General features: G+C 59.8%; 16 protein-coding genes. 6 read left to right on the forward strand and 10 right to left on the reverse strand.

Annotated elements, in window-relative coordinates; all coding sequences use genetic code 11:
• Positions 1 to 50: 50 nt before the first annotated feature.
• Positions 51 to 1,061: a ribose-phosphate pyrophosphokinase gene (locus ACTIEN_RS02550; protein ID WP_439521534.1), complete on the forward strand. Its 1,011-nt coding sequence runs from the start codon at positions 51 to 53 to the stop codon at positions 1,059 to 1,061.
• A 34-nt stretch (positions 1,062 to 1,095) separates the two neighbouring features.
• Here the strand turns inward: ACTIEN_RS02550 and ACTIEN_RS02555 are convergent, their stop codons facing one another.
• The 7 genes from ACTIEN_RS02555 to ACTIEN_RS02585 all read right to left on the reverse strand — a co-directional run bounded on the left by ACTIEN_RS02555 (position 1,096) and on the right by ACTIEN_RS02585 (position 7,618).
• The gene (locus ACTIEN_RS02555; protein ID WP_439521535.1) at positions 1,096 to 1,446 is read right to left on the reverse strand and encodes an H-type lectin domain-containing protein; all 351 of its coding nucleotides are present in this window, start codon (positions 1,444 to 1,446) and stop codon (positions 1,096 to 1,098) included.
• A 106-nt stretch (positions 1,447 to 1,552) separates the two neighbouring features.
• Positions 1,553 to 1,987, reverse strand: coding sequence for a F0F1 ATP synthase subunit epsilon (locus ACTIEN_RS02560; RefSeq protein ID WP_439521536.1), 435 nt, complete (start codon positions 1,985 to 1,987; stop codon positions 1,553 to 1,555).
• A 63-nt stretch (positions 1,988 to 2,050) separates the two neighbouring features.
• On the reverse strand, positions 2,051 to 3,475 hold the full coding sequence (gene atpD / locus ACTIEN_RS02565; RefSeq protein ID WP_439521537.1) for a F0F1 ATP synthase subunit beta: 1,425 nt from the start codon (positions 3,473 to 3,475) through the stop codon (positions 2,051 to 2,053).
• A gap of 16 nt (positions 3,476 to 3,491) precedes the next feature.
• The gene (locus ACTIEN_RS02570) at positions 3,492 to 4,373 is read right to left on the reverse strand and encodes a F0F1 ATP synthase subunit gamma (RefSeq protein WP_439521538.1); all 882 of its coding nucleotides are present in this window, start codon (positions 4,371 to 4,373) and stop codon (positions 3,492 to 3,494) included.
• Positions 4,374 to 4,385: 12 nt separating this feature from the next.
• Positions 4,386 to 5,924: a F0F1 ATP synthase subunit alpha gene (gene atpA, locus ACTIEN_RS02575; RefSeq protein WP_439521539.1), complete on the reverse strand. Its 1,539-nt coding sequence runs from the start codon at positions 5,922 to 5,924 to the stop codon at positions 4,386 to 4,388.
• On the reverse strand, positions 5,925 to 6,491 hold the full coding sequence (locus tag ACTIEN_RS02580) for a F0F1 ATP synthase subunit delta (RefSeq protein ID WP_439521594.1): 567 nt from the start codon (positions 6,489 to 6,491) through the stop codon (positions 5,925 to 5,927).
• Between the two features lie 341 nt (positions 6,492 to 6,832).
• Positions 6,833 to 7,618: a methyltransferase domain-containing protein gene (locus ACTIEN_RS02585; protein WP_439521540.1), complete on the reverse strand. Its 786-nt coding sequence runs from the start codon at positions 7,616 to 7,618 to the stop codon at positions 6,833 to 6,835.
• A 62-nt stretch (positions 7,619 to 7,680) separates the two neighbouring features.
• Here ACTIEN_RS02585 and gloB point away from each other — a divergent pair, with 62 nt between their 5' ends.
• From gloB to ACTIEN_RS02600, 3 genes are all read left to right on the forward strand, one after another.
• Positions 7,681 to 8,448, forward strand: a complete 768-nt coding sequence (gene gloB / locus ACTIEN_RS02590) for a hydroxyacylglutathione hydrolase (protein ID WP_439521541.1) — start codon at positions 7,681 to 7,683, stop codon at positions 8,446 to 8,448.
• Positions 8,449 to 8,605: 157 nt separating this feature from the next.
• The gene (clpA, locus tag ACTIEN_RS02595) at positions 8,606 to 10,930 is read left to right on the forward strand and encodes an ATP-dependent Clp protease ATP-binding subunit ClpA (protein ID WP_439521542.1); all 2,325 of its coding nucleotides are present in this window, start codon (positions 8,606 to 8,608) and stop codon (positions 10,928 to 10,930) included.
• Complete coding sequence (locus tag ACTIEN_RS02600; protein ID WP_439521543.1) at positions 10,927 to 11,880, forward strand: M23 family metallopeptidase; 954 nt, start codon at positions 10,927 to 10,929, stop codon at positions 11,878 to 11,880. The genes clpA and ACTIEN_RS02600 overlap by 4 nt, the downstream gene beginning before the upstream one ends.
• A 3-nt stretch (positions 11,881 to 11,883) precedes the next feature.
• On the opposite strand, the gene ACTIEN_RS02605 is transcribed toward ACTIEN_RS02600, so the two are convergent.
• From ACTIEN_RS02605 to ACTIEN_RS02615, 3 genes are all read right to left on the reverse strand, one after another.
• Positions 11,884 to 14,040 (reverse strand): peptidoglycan -binding protein, encoded by a 2,157-nt coding sequence (locus tag ACTIEN_RS02605; RefSeq protein WP_439521544.1) that lies wholly within the window; start codon positions 14,038 to 14,040, stop codon positions 11,884 to 11,886.
• A 3-nt stretch (positions 14,041 to 14,043) separates the two neighbouring features.
• Positions 14,044 to 15,234 carry a biopolymer transporter ExbB gene (locus ACTIEN_RS02610; RefSeq protein WP_439521545.1) on the reverse strand — a complete coding sequence of 397 codons (1,191 nt, stop codon included), beginning with the start codon at positions 15,232 to 15,234 and terminating at the stop codon, positions 14,044 to 14,046.
• 72 nt (positions 15,235 to 15,306) lie between these two features.
• Positions 15,307 to 15,837 carry a gamma-glutamylcyclotransferase gene (locus tag ACTIEN_RS02615; RefSeq protein WP_439521546.1) on the reverse strand — a complete coding sequence of 177 codons (531 nt, stop codon included), beginning with the start codon at positions 15,835 to 15,837 and terminating at the stop codon, positions 15,307 to 15,309.
• Positions 15,838 to 15,903: 66 nt separating this feature from the next.
• Here ACTIEN_RS02615 and ACTIEN_RS02620 point away from each other — a divergent pair, with 66 nt between their 5' ends.
• Positions 15,904 to 16,875 (forward strand): DUF2125 domain-containing protein, encoded by a 972-nt coding sequence (locus ACTIEN_RS02620; protein WP_439521547.1) that lies wholly within the window; start codon positions 15,904 to 15,906, stop codon positions 16,873 to 16,875.
• Positions 16,876 to 16,929: 54 nt separating this feature from the next.
• Entirely contained in the window at positions 16,930 to 18,213 is a 1,284-nt protein-coding gene (locus ACTIEN_RS02625; RefSeq protein ID WP_439521548.1) for an acetylornithine deacetylase/succinyl-diaminopimelate desuccinylase family protein, read from the forward strand.
• The last annotated feature ends 14 nt before the right edge of the window (positions 18,214 to 18,227 follow it).

The following is an 18,227-nucleotide window of genomic DNA, read 5'->3' on the forward strand; positions in this document are numbered from 1 at the left end:
GCGAGCGCAATGTCACGATTCTGTCATACCTGACCTTACGGAGCGCACATATGGCCAGCCTAGATGAACCCAAACTGATCTCGGGCAATGCGAACATGCCGCTCGCAAAAGGCATCGCGCGGCGCATGTCCATGTATCGCGGCATGAATGTGGGTCTGGTCGATGCGCGGGTCGAACGGTTCAACGATCAAGAGGTGTTTGTCGAGGTTTACGAGAACGTGCGCGGCGAGGACATGTTCATCATCCAGCCCACATCGAACCCGGCCAATGACAACCTGATGGAATTGCTCATCATGTCGGATGCCCTGCGCCGGTCGTCCGCAGCGCGCATCACCGCAGTGATCCCCTATTTCGGTTACGCCCGCCAAGATCGCCGCACCAAGGCGCGCACACCCATTACGGCAAAGCTGGTGGCCAACATGATCGCCGAAGCGGGCATCGAGCGCGTGTTGACGATGGACCTCCACGCGGCGCAGATTCAGGGCTTTTTCGACATGCCGGTTGATAACCTTTACGCGTCACCGATCTTTGCTCTCGATATCCTTGAACAGTTCAAAGGCAATTCCTCTGATCTGATGATCATTTCTCCGGACGTTGGTGGCGTGGCGCGAGCACGCGAGTTGGCAAAACGGATCAATGCCCCTCTCGCGATCGTGGACAAACGCCGCGAGAAACCAGGCGAGATTGCCGAAATGACCGTGATCGGTGATGTGACAGGAAAGAAATGCATCATCGTGGATGACATTTGCGACACCGCTGGCACGCTTTGCAAAGCCGCAGAAGTTCTGATGGAACACGGGGCCATAGAGGTCCATTCCTACATCACGCATGGCGTGTTGTCCGGTCCCGCAGTCGAACGTGTGACCAAGTCTGTAATGAAATCGCTGGTCATCACCGATTCCATTCAGGCCACCGAATTTGTTTCAAACGCCGACAACATTCGTATCCTGCCGACTGCCCCGATGTTCGCGCAGGCGATCCTGAACATCTGGAACGGCACCTCTGTTTCGTCCCTGTTCGAGACCGACACGCTTGGCCCGATTTACGAGGGGATCCTGTAGGCCGGACTGCTCTCACAATCACGGAGCAGTAGCGTCACTCTACGTCCCAGTCGTCGTCATTTTCGACCGGCCCCATCGCGATCCAGGAAATCCGGACCCGCGCCACGCGGGTGTCGAGCCAGGTCCGAAAGACCGCTTCGAACCCATCGACAGTGACATTGTCCGCTGTCAGATCGGCGCGCACATTATGGGCGCTGTCCATGTCCCAAAGAGACAGCGACACATGAACGGCAGGCGGCGCGGAAAAGGGCTGATCAAAGGTGACCAGCTTGCTGCGAACCCGCGATCCCTCGCCGGTCCACATGTCGCCGCCTTCCTCGTAATCCGAGAAAAGATCGACAGACCCCTGGGCAATACCGACCCGCGCACTGTTGATGATCTGCATGCCTCAACCTCATGTCGTCAGCGATTTCTACTGCATGGCATCGCCGGACAAAACGAAAAAAGCCCCGCAACTCTGCGAGGCTTTTGGCTTTGAAGTCAACGCAGGATCAGAGCGACGGCTGTTTCGGCGAAAGACCGATGTGACCGCCAACCGCAACCATGTCGGCAAGCAGCTTGGCTGCATCATCGACCGGACCCGGCTCGTTCTTGAAGGTTTCCTTGGTCTGCTTGTACGAGGCATGCGCCTCGTCAACCATCGCCTCGTAGGTCGCCTGATCCACATCCGCCTTGGGAAGCGCACGTTCTGCCAGAACGGAAAGGCCTTCGCCCATCTCTGCAAACCCGCCGGTCACGACAAATTCCTCGGTGCCCTTTTCGGTCTCGACCGTCAGAACACCGGGACGCAGGGTCGTGATCAGCGGCGCATGGTTCGGCATCGCCGTCATGTCGCCATCGGCGCCCGGAATCTGCACAGATTTGACCTGCGCCGACATCAGGCTGCGCTCGGGGCTGACCAGATCGAATTGCATGGTCTCTGCCATGGATATTCTCCTTTTGGGTCTCGTCCCCGCGAAGTAGACCGCGAGGACTGATGAGCGCCCGGATTAGGCCGCGTCTGCGGCCATCTTTTCAGCTTTGGCTTTCACGTCCTCGATGCCACCAACCATGTAGAAGGCACCTTCGGGCAGGTGATCGTACTCACCGGCAACAACCGCTTTGAACGACGCGATGGTGTCTTCAAGCGGAACCTGGATACCATCCGACCCGGTAAAGACCTTCGCCACGTCAAACGGCTGCGACAGGAAACGTTCGATCTTGCGCGCACGCGCCACGGCCAGTTTGTCGTCTTCGGACAATTCGTCCATGCCGAGAATGGCAATGATGTCCTGAAGCGATTTGTAACGCTGGAGGATCTGCTGCACGTCGGTGGCAACCTTGTAGTGTTCCTCACCGATGATCAGCGGATCAAGAAGACGCGACGTGGAACCAAGCGGGTCCACAGCCGGGTAAATCCCTTTTTCCGAGATCGAACGATCCAGAACCGTTGTCGCATCGAGGTGCGCAAAGGACGTCGCAGGTGCAGGGTCGGTCAGGTCGTCCGCCGGAACGTACACGGCCTGAACGGACGTGATCGAGCCGTTCTTGGTGGATGAAATCCGTTCCTGCATCTGGCCCATGTCGGTGGCCAGTGTCGGCTGGTAGCCCACGGCAGACGGGATACGGCCCAACAGGGCGGACACTTCGGAACCGGCCTGTGTGAAGCGGAAGATGTTGTCCACGAAGAACAGAACGTCCGATCCGGATTCGTCGCGGAACTGCTCGGCCAGTGTCAGGCCGGACAGGGCAACACGCATACGCGCTCCGGGAGGCTCGTTCATCTGACCGTAGACGAGGGCGATCTTGCTTTCCGACATGTTGTCGGGAACGATAACGCCGGATTCGATCATTTCGTGGTAAAGGTCGTTGCCTTCACGCGTCCGCTCACCAACACCGGCGAAAACGGACAGACCCGAGTGTACCTTGGCGATGTTGTTGATCAGTTCCATGATGAGAACCGTCTTGCCCACACCGGCACCGCCAAACAGGCCGATCTTGCCGCCCTTGGTATAAGGCGCGAGAAGGTCGATCACCTTGATGCCAGTTGTCAGGATTTCCGTCTCGGTCGACTGCGCGGCAAAGCTAGGCGCTTCGGCGTGAATGGCGCGCTTATCGTCGGAATTCACCGGGCCTTTTTCGTCAACGGGATCGCCGGTGACGTTCAGGATGCGGCCCAGTGTGGCCTTGCCGACCGGCACCTGGATAGGGGCACCAGTGTCTTCCACAGGCGCGCCGCGCACCAGACCTTCGGTGGCGTCCATCGCGATGGTCCGGACGGTGTTTTCGCCAAGGTGCTGCGCCACTTCGAGAACAAGCTTCTTGCCGTTGTTTTCAGTCGTGAGCGAGTTCAGAATCGGCGGCAGTTCGTCGGCGAACTGAACGTCCACGACGGCACCGATCACCTGGGTGATTTTGCCTTTTGCGTTTGCCATGTTTCGTCTCCGGTCCTTAGAGCGCCTCGGCGCCCGAGATAATTTCGATCAGTTCGTTGGTAATCACGGCCTGACGCGAACGGTTGTATTCAATGGTGAGCTTGTCGATCATTTCACCCGCGTTGCGCGTGGCGTTGTCCATCGCGCTCATCCGGGCACCCTGTTCAGAGGCTCCATTTTCCAGCAGCGCCGCAAAAATCTGCGTCGCCACACCGCGCGGCAGAAGATCGGCGAGGATCGCCTCTTCGTCCGGCTCGTAATCGTAAAGCGTGGTTGCTTCCTCAGCGCCACTTTCAGGCGCATCGAACGCGGCCGGAATGATCTGCTGGGCAGTCGGGGTCTGGCTGACGACGTTGACGAACTTGGAGTAGAAGATCGTCGCGACATCGAATTCGTCCGCATCAAAGCGGCCAAGGATATCACGGGCAATGCCTTGTGCATCCGCATAGCCGATCCGCTTGACCTCGGTCAGGTCGATGTGACCGATGAACAGGTCGCCGAAGTCACGCTTCATTGCGTCACGGCCTTTCTTGCCGACAGTCAGGATCTTGACTGTCTTTCCCCGGCCTCTGAGCTCGGTCGCCTTCTGCTTGGCCAGCTTCGCGATATTCGCATTGAAGCCACCACACAGACCGCGCTCAGCTGTCATGACGACAAGCAGATGCACATCGTCCTTGCCCGTCCCGCTGAGCAGTCGGGGAGCGCTGTCGCTGTCGCCAACACTGGCGGCAAGCGCACCCATGACCGCGTTGAAACGCTCGGTATAGGGACGTGCCATTTCAGCAGCATCCTGTGCCCGCCGCAGTTTCGCGGCGGCCACCATTTGCATGGCTTTGGTGATCTTGCGGGTCGATTTGACCGACGCGATCCGGTTTTTCAAATCCTTGAGATTTGGCATGGCCTCGTCTCCTTACGAGAAGTCGGCGGCGTATTCTTGAATCGCGGCCTTGAGCTTGTCGGCGGCGTCACCCTTGATCTTCGGATCGTCTTTGGTGATCCAGTCGAGGATGTCCTGACGCTTGCCGCGCATGTGGCCCAGCAGGCCAACTTCGAAATCCTTCACCCGGTCCATCGGGATCTTGTCAAGATAGCCGTTGGTGCCCGCAAAGATCACGCAGACGATTTCCGCGTTGGTGAGCGGCGAATACTGCGGCTGCTTCATGAGTTCGGTCAGACGCGCACCGCGGTTCAGCAACTGCTGGGTTGAGGCGTCGAGGTCGGAGCCGAACTGGGCGAAGGCCGCCATTTCGCGATACTGCGCGAGGGACAGCTTTACCGGGCCCGCAACCGAGGACATCGCGCTTGTCTGAGCGGACGACCCCACACGAGACACCGACAGACCGGTGTTCACGGCCGGGCGGATACCCTGGTAGAAGAGTTCGGTTTCAAGGAAGATCTGGCCGTCGGTGATCGAGATCACGTTGGTCGGAATAAACGCCGAAACGTCACCACCCTGGGTTTCAATGATCGGCAGCGCTGTCAACGATCCGGAGCCGTTGTCTTCGTTGAGCTTGGCCGACCGCTCGAGCAGGCGCGAGTGGAGATAGAACACGTCACCCGGATAGGCTTCGCGGCCCGGCGGGCGACGCAGCAGCAGGGACATCTGGCGATAGGCCACGGCCTGCTTGGAAAGGTCGTCATAGATGATGAGCGCGTGACGGCCATTGTCGCGGAAATGCTCGGCCATGGATGTCGCAGCGTAAGGTGCAAGGAACTGCATCGGCGCGGGATCGGACGCGGTGGCCGCAACCACGATCGAATATTCGATTGCGCCGCTTTCTTCGAGCTTTTTCACCAGCTGCGCCACGGTGGAGCGCTTCTGCCCGATGGCGACATAAACGCAGTAGAGCTTCTTGCTCTCGTCGTCGCCGGCAGCCTCGTTGTAAGACTTCTGGTTCAGGATCGCGTCCAGAGCGACGGCAGTCTTGCCGGTCTGACGGTCACCGATGATCAGTTCGCGCTGGCCACGGCCAATCGGGATCATCGAGTCAACGGCCTTGAGGCCGGTCGCCATGGGTTCATGCACCGATTTACGCGGGATGATGCCCGGCGCCTTGACGTCCGCAATAGAGCGGTTGGCGGTCTTGATCGGACCCTTGCCGTCAATCGGGTTGCCGAGACCATCAACAACGCGGCCCAGCAGTTCGTCACCCACAGGCACGTCCACAATCGCGTTTGTGCGCTTGACGGTGTCGCCTTCCTTGATGTCGCGGTCGGAGCCGAAGATCACGATACCGACGTTGTCGGCTTCGAGGTTCAGCGCCATGCCCCGGATACCACCGGGGAATTCGACCATTTCACCCGCCTGGATGTTGTCGAGGCCATAGACACGCGCAATACCGTCACCAACGGAAAGGACGCGGCCCACCTCGGCGACTTCGGCGTCCTGCCCGAAGTTCTTGATCTGGTCCTTAAGGATCGCAGAAATCTCGGCTGCTTGGATACCCATTTATCCGACCTCTTTCATAGCATTTTGCAGGGAGTTGAGCTTGGAGCGGATCGACGTGTCGATCATCTTCGAACCCACTTTAACGACAAGACCGCCGATGAGGCTTTCATCAACGGTCATATTGATCTTGACGTCTTTACCAATCTTCGCTGTCAGCGTCTTGGCAAGTTCTTTCGACTGAGCGGCGGTCAGTTTCACGGCAGATGCGACATCCGCAGTCACTTCGCCTTTTTCTTCCGCAATCAACTCGCGCAGGCGGTTGATCATCTGCGGCACCACGAACAGACGCCGCTTGGACGCCATCAGCGACAGCACGTTCTGCATGGTCTTCGACAGGTCCATCTTGGCCGAAACCGCAGCAATTGCGCCTGACTGCTCTTCGCGGCTGTAGACCGGCGAATGGATCAGATCCATCAGCTCCGGGCTGCCGGCAAGAGCGGCCGACAGATCGTCGAGGTTGGACTCGAGCTGGTCGAATTCTTTACCCTCTTTGGCAAGGTCAAAGACCGCCATGGCATAGCGATCCGCGATGCCAGAGGAAATGGAAGCTGATTCAGACACGTCCACCCTTCCGCTATTCTGTCCCCGATCCCCCGAAGCTTCGGTGGTCAGGGTCGTTTCAGTTTGGCAAATGCCGCATGGCATAGAAATCAGCGCGGATGTAGCAGAGGCTTCCGCAGCCCGCAACACGGTATGGTGATTTTGAAAACCGACCCATACCCCTTATTTCCAAGGGCTTAACACAGACTGCGACCTAATGCGCGCAAGAAAATTTCATCTGGCCCCATGATATCGGTCATGTTTGCCGATTCCTGTTGGCGCGAAACGTCTGAATTTGGTGTTCCCAAGAGGTCAACGCTCAATTCGCCTGATCGTAGCCTGTGAGCTGGAACCAGCCTGCAATGCAGTCAGTCGGTCGTCGTAAACGCAGGGCTTTTGGTCACCGAACGCGCGCGGACCGGCTTCGCAGAGGGTGACGGCACAAGATTCCCCAGCGGATTGAGCACCCGGCTTTCCAACTTCGTCCCGCGAGGAGTGGGGTTGGTTTTCGTCACCTCCACCATCAGCACCCCACCCGCAACAAGCGCCGACACGTTGCGCCCCATCTGTTCCCAGAACCGCCCGGTCTTCATCCAGAAGCGGCGGGTCGACGGGGGCTGGTACAAAACCGCCGTATGGCGCTGCGGCGCAAAGTTGTGGGCTTTCAACTGTGATTCCAGCTGGCCCATCGAATAGGGCCGACCATATCCAAACGGGGTCGCATCGGACCGCGCCCACAGCCCCGACCGGTTCGGCACGATGAATAGTGCCTTGCCGCCGGGGCCAAGAACGCGCCAGCATTCCTCAAGCAGCGCCGAGGGCCGCTCGGATGTTTCCAGCCCGTGCATCAATATCAGCTTGTCAAAGCGCCCGTTCTCAATCGGCCATAATGTTTCTTCACACAGAACCGATACGTTGGGCATTCCCGCCGGCCAGGGCATCACGCCCTGCTGCGCTGGCATCAAGCCGATGACCCGGCGCGCATCTTTCAGGTATGGCCGCAAGAGCGGAACCGCAAAGCCGAAACCGCCGACTGATTGCTTCTTGGCTTCGGGCCAGAATGTCTTGACCTGATCCCGCACAACGCGCTGTGCCACCCGCCCGATCGCACTGCGATAATAAAAGCTGTGAAGACGCTGCACGTCGAGATGCATTTGGGCCTCCGATATATTTGGCCTAGATTGAGATAAGTGTAACCACCACGGAAAGAAATGCCATGACTCTTGAACTTGTCACCCTGCCTGCGCTGTCAGACAATTACACCTATCTTCTGCATGACAGCGAAAGCGGCCAGACGGCCTGCATTGATGTGCCCGAAGCCGAACCCATCCTTAGCGAACTCGCAAGCCGCGGCTGGTCCCTGAACGAGATCTGGCTGACCCATCATCATCACGACCATATCGGCGGCGTGGATGATCTGCTCAAACATCACGACGCCAAGGTGACAGGCGCAAAGGCAGACCGGCATCGCCTGCCTCGTCTCAACCGCGAAGTCGCGGATGGCGATGCGTTTGAATTCGGTGGTGAGGTGGTGGAGATCCTTGATGTCTCCGGCCACACCGTTGGACATATCGCCTTTGTCCTTCCCAAATCCGGCTATGCGTTTACGGCAGACAGCCTGATGGCGCTGGGATGTGGTCGCCTGTTCGAAGGCACCGCGGCACAAATGTGGAACAGCCTGCAAAAGCTCGCAGCGCTTGATCCGTCGACGATTATCTGTTCGGGTCATGAATACACCCAAGCCAATGCACGGTTCGCGATCACCATCGACCCGGAAAATATAGACTTGAAAGACCGCATAGAACGCATAAATTCGAAGCGTGACAGCAACGAACCGACGGTTCCCAGCAAACTCTCTGACGAAGTGGCGACCAATCCATTCCTGCGCGCCGCTGATCCCGCGATACAAGCCCATCTCGACATGATCGGCGCAGAGCCGGTCGAGGTTTTTGCGGAAATCCGGGCTCGTAAAGACCGCTTCTGAGGCAAATTCACAAGAACTTGTGAACAATCGATACCTTGTGACCTGTCAAGACGAAGAAAAAACTTGAAGCTTTGTCGGTAACGACCAAACTTTAATACTAAGATGACAGTTGTTCCGTACCCTGCGGCGCGACGCAAAAAAGAAGGAGCACTAAATCGTGCCTTCATTTTCGAATACCCTTGAGCAGGCAATCCACTCGGCGCTGGCGCTGGCCAACTCCCGATCCCACGAATTCGCGACGCTGGAACACCTGCTTCTGGCGCTGATCGACGAACCCGACGCGGTCCGCGTGATGAAGGCGTGTTCGGTCGATACCGAAGAATTGCGCACCACGCTGGTCGACTATATCGACGATGACCTGTCGAACCTCGTGACCGACATCGAAGGGTCCGAAGCAGTGCCGACAGCGGCCTTCCAGCGCGTGATTCAGCGCGCAGCGATCCACGTCCAAAGCTCGGGCCGCAGCGAAGTGACCGGGGCAAACGTGCTGGTCGCGATCTTTGCCGAACGCGAAAGCAACGCGGCGTATTTCCTTCAGGATCAGGACATGACCCGCTATGACGCGGTCAACTTCATCGCACACGGAGTCGCCAAGAATCCAGCCTACGGCGAAAGCCGCCCGGTCACTGGCGCGCCCGAACACGAGGAAGAGACCCAATCGTCCGAACCGCCGGGTGAACAGAAGGAATCGGCGTTGGCCAAGTATTGCGTCGATCTCAACGCCAAGTCGCGTGAAGGCGATATCGACCCGTTGATCGGACGCCATGCCGAAGTCGAACGCTGCATCCAGGTTCTGTGCCGCCGTCGCAAGAACAACCCGCTTCTGGTGGGTGATCCGGGTGTGGGCAAAACCGCAATTGCCGAAGGCCTCGCCCGCAAGATCGTTGCAGGCGACATTCCCGAGGTTCTGTCGAATACCACGATCTACTCGCTCGACATGGGCGCGCTTCTGGCAGGAACCCGCTATCGCGGTGACTTTGAAGAGCGGTTGAAAGCAGTGGTCACCGAATTGGAAGAGCACCGTGATGCGGTGCTGTTCATTGACGAAATCCACACCGTGATCGGGGCGGGTGCCACTTCGGGTGGTGCAATGGACGCGTCCAACCTTCTGAAGCCCGCTCTTCAGGGCGGCAAGCTGCGCACAATGGGGTCCACGACCTACAAGGAATTCCGCCAGCACTTCGAAAAGGATCGCGCGCTGTCGCGCCGGTTCCAGAAGATTGATGTGAATGAACCGTCGGTTGAAGACACCATCAAGATCCTCAAGGGTCTCAAGCCCTATTTCGAAGAGCATCACCACGTCAAATACACCGCCGACGCGATCAAGACGGCTGTGGAATTGTCGGCGCGCTACATCAACGACCGTAAATTGCCGGACAAGGCCATTGACGTGATCGACGAGGCGGGCGCGGCCCAGCATCTTCTGTCGGAATCCAAGCGCCGTAAATCGCTCGGTCCGAAAGAGATCGAAGCGGTTGTCGCCAAGATCGCGCGCATCCCGCCAAAAAGCGTGTCCAAGGACGATGCAGAGGTACTCAAGGATCTCGAAGCGTCGCTCAAGCGCGTGGTCTTCGGTCAGGACGCCGCCATCGACGCCCTGTCCTCGGCGATCAAGCTGGCGCGGGCGGGTCTGCGCGAACCGGAAAAGCCCATTGGCAACTACCTGTTTGCCGGACCGACCGGTGTGGGCAAAACCGAAGTGGCGAAACAACTGGCGGATACGCTGGGTGTGGAACTGCTCCGCTTCGACATGTCCGAATACATGGAGAAACACGCGGTCAGCCGTCTGATCGGCGCGCCTCCGGGATATGTCGGGTTCGACCAGGGCGGACAACTGACCGATGGTGTCGATCAGCACCCGCATTGCGTGCTCTTGCTCGACGAGATCGAAAAGGCGCACCCGGATGTCTACAACATCCTGTTGCAGGTGATGGACCACGGGTCTTTGACCGATCACAACGGGCGCACCGTCAGCTTCCGCAACGTGATCCTTATCATGACCTCCAACGCCGGGGCGACCGAACTGGCCAAGGCGGCCATCGGCTTTGGCCGCGACCGCCGCGAGGGCGAGGATACGGCGGCGATCGAACGCACCTTCACGCCGGAATTCCGCAACCGTCTGGACGCGGTCATCTCGTTTGCGCCGCTTCCGAAGTCGGTGATCCTGCAAGTGGTCGAAAAGTTCGTGCTTCAACTTGAGGCACAGCTGATGGATCGTAACGTGACCATCGAACTGACCAAACCAGCCGCCGAATGGTTGGCCGACAAGGGTTACGACGACAAGATGGGCGCGCGTCCTTTGGGCCGCGTGATCCAGGAAGAGATCAAGAAACCACTCGCGGAAGAACTGCTCTTCGGCAAGCTTGCCAAGGGCGGCGTGGTTCGGGTCTCGATCAAGGATGGCAAGCTGTTGCTGGAAACCGCAGGGCCGGACAACCCGCGCCTGTCGAGCAAGAAGCCCCCTCTTTTGACGGCGGAGTGATCCGCAGCGTCTTTGCACTGATCCTCGCGTCCGCCACACCTGCTGTGGCGGACGTTTCGTTTTTGGGGATGCCACTGGACTGCGTTCTGGGCGAAACCTGCGTGATCGAGGACTATCCAGACGTCGATCCTTCGGAAAACGTGTCCGACTACCACTGCGGCCTGAAATCCCGCGATGGGCACAGCGGCACGGATTTTGCACTTCTCAGCTTTGATCAGATGGACAAAGGGGTGCGCGTGATCGCCGCCGCCGATGGTCGGGTACAAGCGATCCGCAACACGCGACCGGATCAGCCCTATGTTCCCGGAACGGATCTGAACGGTGAAGAATGCGGCAACGCGGTGCGCATCGACCACGGCAACGGCTATCAGTCGGTCTACTGCCACATGAAGCTCGGGTCTGTGCGGGTCACGCCGGGACAGCGTGTCTTGCAAGGGCAACTTCTGGGCGAAGTTGGACTCAGCGGACTGACCAATTACCCGCACCTGCACCTGACCATCACCCAAGGGGCCGACATCGTTGATCCCTTCGCGCCCGAACAGGACAATGCGTGCAGCACTCCGCTACAAACGCTCTGGCTCGACACACCCAAATACACCGATGCGGGTCTGTACACAGTTGGTATATCGGACGCGATTCCCGAACTGGGATCGGTGCAATCCGGAGCGGCACGGCGCACCACATTGTCCCCGCAAGACGATCTGATCCTGTATGCCCACGCGTTTCACGGCAACACATATGACCGGATCGAGATGACGATGACCGGCCCGGACGGACAGGTGTTCGATCACACTGCCCGGCTGGACGTCGATCAAAAGCACTTGATGCGCGCCTATGGAAGGCGTGCGCCCGCGACGGGATGGCCCAGGGGCGACTATCGCGGCTATGCGCGGATGATCCGGGGCGACAGGATCATCGCTATTCGGCATGCGGATGTAACCGTCGAATAGCGCCTACTGTTCGGTCAGTTTAAGTTCGATCCGACGGTTCTGCGCCCGTGCCTGCGCTGTATCCTCGGGGTTCACCGGCTGGTATTCCCCGAACCCATTGGCCGACAGGCGCTGTGGTGGAATGCCCAGGTCTTCGATCATGTAGCGCACCACGGACAGCGCGCGGGCCTGTGACAGCTCCCAGTTGTCCGCATAGATCCCCTGCCCCGAGAGCGGCAGATCGTCGGTGTGACCATCCACACGAATGATCCAATTGATCCCGGCGGGAATGTCCTGCGCCACATCCCGCAGGATGGCCGCCACATTGGCGATCTGCGCACGCCCCCCCGGCGACAAACCAGCCTCGGCAGGCGGGAACAGCACTTCGGACGAAAAGACAAACCGGTCTCCTTCGATGCGGACACCATCACGATCGCCCAGCACCTCGCGCAGGCGGCCAAAGAATTCAGAGCGATAGCGTTCCAGATCCTGATTCTGCCCCGCCAGCCGCTGCTTTTCCTCTTCAAGGCGTTGACGCTCAATCTCCAACCTCTCGCGCTCGGCCTCTTCCAACTGCCGACGACGACGCTCTTCGGCGGCGACACGGGCCAGCGCCGTGTTCAATTCACTGCCAAGGCTTTCAAGCTGGATTTGCGCCTCGACATCTTTCGCCTCGGCCTCGTCCAGAAGTGCCTGCAACGAAGACAACTGCCGGCGCAATGCGCCCACCTGCTGGTTCAGCAACTCGGTCTGGCGCTGCGCCACGGTTGCGCGTTCGGTTTCCGCATCCAGACGGTCCCGCGCCTGTTCCAGCAAAAGCTGACGCTGTTCGGACTCGGACAAACGATCCTGCAACGCGGTTTCCGTGGCGATCTGCGCCGCCAGCGCCGCAGCCAACTGGTCGCGGGTGTCTTCCAGGGATGCCTCGGTCGCGCTTTGCTGCGCCAATGCTGCGGCAAGCCGTTGCTCGAGCGTCTGTTCGCTTTCTGACCGCGCCGCTGCGTTCGCCTGCGCCTCGGCCAATGCCTGACGCAAGGTTTCCAGCGTCGCCTGCATTTCGGATGTTGTCTGCTCCGATGCGCTCAGATCCGTAGACAACGCCGCATTTTCGGCGCGCAACGACTCAAGCCGGGATTCCAGCGCCTCCGCTTCGGAGACCCGTATCAAGGCTTGCGACAACTGCGATTCCAGCGACGACAGGGTGGTCTGATCCACCGACGCCGCCTCCAGATCGGATTGCAAGCCGTCGATCCGATCTGCCTGCGCATCAAGCCGCGCCTGCAACGCCGCTGCGGTTTCCTCCCCGTCCAGCAACGCCGCCGCCAGTCGCGCGTTCAGATCGTCCTCCGCATCCCGCGCAGCCGCCAGAAGCGTCAGTGTTTCCTCCGCCCTTGCACGCTGTTCCTCAAGCGCCATCGTCATTGCGGTCAGTTCTGCGTCGGCGTTCTGTAACCGCGCGCGCAGGGCTTCTGCCGCCGCAGCCTCGGCCAACTTGGCCGCCTCTTCCTCGGTCAGCGCGGTTTCAAGTCCCTCCACCTGCGCGGTCAGGGCAGTCACCTGTTCAGAGGTTTCCTCATTCTCGGACCGCAGATCCGCCACCAGCGCCTCAAGCGCCTCGCGACGGGCCGCCGCCAGCCGCGCAGCTTCGACCTGTTCATCAATCTCGCCGCGTGCCGTAGCCAGCGCGAGGTTCAGCGACTCTTGCTCTGTGAGCAACTGTTCCTGCGCTGCCGTCAGGTCGGCCACCTGATCGCGCGCTGTATCGCGCTCGGACAAAAGACCGGCGACTTGCTCCTCGAAGGAGGCAATCCGCGCATCCGCCGCATCAAGCGCCGCCGCCTGACGATCCCGCGTCGCCGACAGGGATGCAATGATCGCCTCCTGTTCGGTCAACCGGGCTTGCGTGTCATCCAGCGTCGCGTTGAGCGTGCTCAATTGGTTGGAGAGCGAGGTTGTCCGTTGCTGTTCGACACCCAAGGCGCGGGACAGCTCCAGTATCTCGGACGACAGCGTATTGAGTTCGGATTCCTGTCCGCTGATCGTATCCCGCAACACCGCCTGAACCACCATGAAGATGGTCAGAACGAACATCAGCACCAGCAAAAGCCCGGTCATCGCATCCACGAATCCGGGCCAGATCGAGGATTGGAAACGGGCTCCGGTGCGCCGTGACAGGGCCATGGCTTAACCCTCGCCCTTGTCGATCTTGCGTCCTGTATTGCGGGCCAGACGATCCAGCGCCCGACCAATGAAGGACAGATCGGTCCGCAATTCCGCCATGGTCTCCTGCCGACCGGCTGACACCTCTTCCAGAATCCGCAACATCTGCACGTCGATCGACCGCAGCCGCATCCGGCTTTCCGCATCCAGCCCTTCGTTTTCGGACTTGTGCGTCAGCACGTCGATCAACCGGTCCTGACTGTCCGCAATACGGGCAAAAGCCGTGGCGCTTGGTGCGGTGGCCTCCATCCGTTCGGTCATCCGCTCCAGCGTGTCGCTCAACTGACCCAACCGGTATTCGACTTCGGACCGGCCTTCCTCGGATTGGGCGAACAATAACTGCATCGCCTCCATCTGTTCGACCATCTGATCAAGGATGACTCCGGCAGTGCCCATGTCACCGCCGCTTTCAGAATCACCGCTTGAAAAGCCAAGCTTGGTGATTGAACTCAGCCACTCTTCCAATTCGCGGTAGAACCGGTTCTGGCCATGGCCCGCAAACAGCTCTAGCAGACCAACAACCAGCGACCCGGCCAGCCCGAGCAGGGACGAGGCGAACGCCACCCCCATGCCCGACAACTGCGTGTCGAGTCCGCTCATCAGGCGCGAAAACACCTCGGTCCCGGTCTCACCGTCCTCGGGCGCCAGACCACGGATCGTATCGACCAGCGCGGGGACAGTGGTGGCAAGACCGTAAAACGTACCCAACAGGCCAAGAAAGATCAGAAGGTTGACGATGTACCGCGTGATCTCGCGCGCCTCGTCGATCCGTGTGGCAACGGAATCCAGAATGGACCGGGTTGAGGTGGTGTTGATCTGCATGCGCTTGCCGCGCGACCGCAACAGTGTTGCCAGTGGCGCAAGCAGCAAGGGTGCCTGGATCTGCAAACCACTGTCCCGCTTGCGGGCGAAATCCTCAAGCCAGCGCACCGACTGGATCAACTGCCACACCTGCCAGAAACAGGCGAGCACACCGATCACGAAAACAAAAGCGATAAAGCCGTTCAGATAGGGATTGGTCTGAAAGACCGGCAGCACCCGCGGCAACGCCACAAATGCCCCAAACCCTGTGAGCCCCAGCACAAGGAGCATCATCAGCACCTGTCGAACAGGTTGGGAGAATTGTGGCTCGGCCTCGATGTCCGGCTGATCCATTCGGACAGTTCCTGACGCGTTTCTTGTTCTTCGCGGGTCACACTAGGCGGTTCGCCGCCAATCTCCAAGCCGTTAAGCGATCAGGGCCCGCACACGGTCGCACAGCCAGTTCAAGTCTGCATCAGGGATGCCCAATTCAGCAAGATGTGACGCTGTATTGAACAGGTATTCGCTGTTCGGTCCACGCCCCCCGACCGCTGTGGCGATGATCCGAGCCTGCTCTTCCAGATCAAGCGACCCGCAATACTGCACATGATCCGGGTCAATGACATAGGTGACCGCGATGTCTTCGCGACCATCCGCAAACTTGAGCGGGAGAATCTTTTCCAGATACGCCGACGACACCAGTTCCCGTTCCCGCAGGTAGGCCATTGTCGCGTCAAGCTCGGCCTCGTGCATCTGCATGGCAAGCCCGTCACACGCGCTACCCTCCTGCGCATCCAGCGCCAGAACCAGTCCGGGGATGTCGTCCGTACCACGGTGATGGATCGACCGCATGCAAAAGCTGCGCGCATAGCCCTCAAGCCGCGCAGGTGCAGTTTCCACCGGAACAAAACCGGGGTTCCACAAAAGCGATCCGTATCCGAATACCCATAGTGTCATGGTGCTGGTGCTGCCTTTCCGGGCGCGGTAAACACCAAACGCACGACAGGTGAAAGGGGGTCGCGGGTGAAACGTCTTCTTGCAGGGATCATCGTGGCCACTTTGGCCTACAGTGGCTGGTGGTTCTACGCTGCACACGCCATGCGAACCGACGCGCAAGGCTGGTTCGAAGACCTGCGCGCACAGGGATGGCAGGCCGACTTCTCCGACCTGACCGTGCGCGGCTTTCCGAATCGCACGGATCTGACGGTGGCCGATCCCGTTCTGATGTCGCGCGATGGGGCGGTTGGCTGGCAAGCGCCGTTTTTTCAGATCCTCGCGCTCAGCTACAAACGGGACCATGTGATCGTCGCTTGGCCCGACGCGCAAACCCTGACAATCGAGGGCACAGAGACCGCAATCACCTCGGACGGGTTGCGCGCCAGCGTGGTGTTCGACGGGCAGGACATCTTGCGCAGCAACCTCGAAGCGCCCGTTCTGAACCTGACCCGGCCGGACATGTCGCTTGCGCTGGCCGACACCAACATTGCCTTGGAAAAGACCACGGATTCCAGCTATCGGTTTGCCCTGTCCGCTGGTTCCATCGCCACATCGTCACCGCGCGCGGCGTCGGGGATCGGCCCCGACTCACTGGCCTCTGCACGGGCCGAAAGCCTTTTGGAGTTCGACCGGCCGCTACGGCTCGACGCGCTCACGGACGCCCCGCCACGGCTCACGAGGATCGACGTGCAGAGATCGGAAATCACCTACGGCGCGGTCACGTTCAGGATCACCCTTGCCGCGACCCTGGATGCGGAGGGCGTGCCCACCGGCGACATGTCCATCACCGCAGACAACTGGCGCGAGGGGATCGACGCCGCCCGCGAAAACGGCGATCTGCCTCCGGCAGTGTCTGACGGGTTGATTGATTTGCTCACGTTGCTGTCCACATTCAATGGCACCCGCGACAGCCTTGATGTCACGCTTGGCATCAATCGCGGCACGCCTCTTCTGGGACCGCTTCCCGTTGGAACACTTCCCCCGCTGCGCTGGCACTGAGCCTTGCCAAGGTGACCGCTCACCGCGACACTGCCACGCAAAACGAGGTGAGTCATGTCGGACAGGCTGTTTCAACGGATAGACGATGCACGCGAAGATCTGATTGCGCTGACGCAGGAATTGATCGCCATTCCAACGCTCAATCCGCCGGGCGAAAACTATGCCGCAATCTGCGACCTGCTGGATGCGCGCCTGACCCAGTCGGGTTTCGAAACCACCTGGGTCCGCGCTGAAGGTGCCCCCGGCGACAGCGACCGCTACCCGCGCTGGAACATTGTGGCCCGCCATAAAGGCCCCCGCCCCGGCCCCTGCGTGCATTTCAACTCGCACACCGACGTGGTCGAAATTGGCCACGGCTGGACCCGCGATCCGTTCAATGCGCCTGTCGAAGGCGACAAGATCTACGGACGGGGCGCCTGCGACATGAAGGGTGGTCTTGCCGCGTCGATCATCGCCGCCGAAGCTTTCATCGCCCACCACCCGGACTATGCTGGCTCCATCGAAATCAGCGGCACGGCGGACGAGGAATCCGGAGGGTATGGCGGCGTGGCATACCTTGCCGAAAAGGGCTGGTTCGCGCCCGAGCGCGTGCAGCATGTGATCATTCCGGAGCCGCTCAACAAGGACCGCATCTGCCTTGGCCATCGTGGCGGCTGGTGGGCCGAGATCGAAACCAAGGGTGAAATCGCCCATGGCTCCATGCCCTTCCTCGGCGACTGCGCGGTGCGCCACATGGGGGCTGTGCTCCATGCTTTCGAAGAAACGCTCTTCCCCGCGATGGCGTCACGCTGGACCGAGATGCCCGTGGTTCCCGAAGGGGCGCGGCAATCCACGATGAACATCAACTCGGTGCATGGCGGCCAGCACGAACAGGCCAGCGACTATACTGGCCTGCCCGCCCATTGCGTGCCCGACAGTTGCCGCATCGTCATCGACCGCCGGTTTCTGATGGAAGAACCGATCGAGGCGGTGCGGCAAGAGGTGATCGACCTGCTTGATGACCTCAAGGCGCGTCGCACAAATTTTGACTACGAGATCCGCGAGATCAATCGCGTGATCCCGTCGATGACCGACAAAACCGCGCCCATCGTGACCACGGTTCACGACGCCATCCGAGACGTGCTGGGGCTGGATCCGACCTATGTCGCGTCGCCCGGCAGCTATGATCAGAAACATATCGACCGGATCGGCAAGCTGAAGAACTGCATCGCCTATGGCCCCGGCGTTCTGGAACTGGCGCACAAACCGGATGAATGGATCGGCATCACCGACATGCTTGACAGCGCCAAAGTCATGGGCCGCGCGCTTGAAACCCTTCTGGTGCCATCTCGCAGCTGAAAGCAGAGGCTTGA

Origin of the sequence: Marivita sp. (assembly GCF_051859345.1) — a bacterium.
Taxonomy (GTDB): Bacteria; Pseudomonadota; Alphaproteobacteria; order Rhodobacterales; family Rhodobacteraceae; genus Marivita.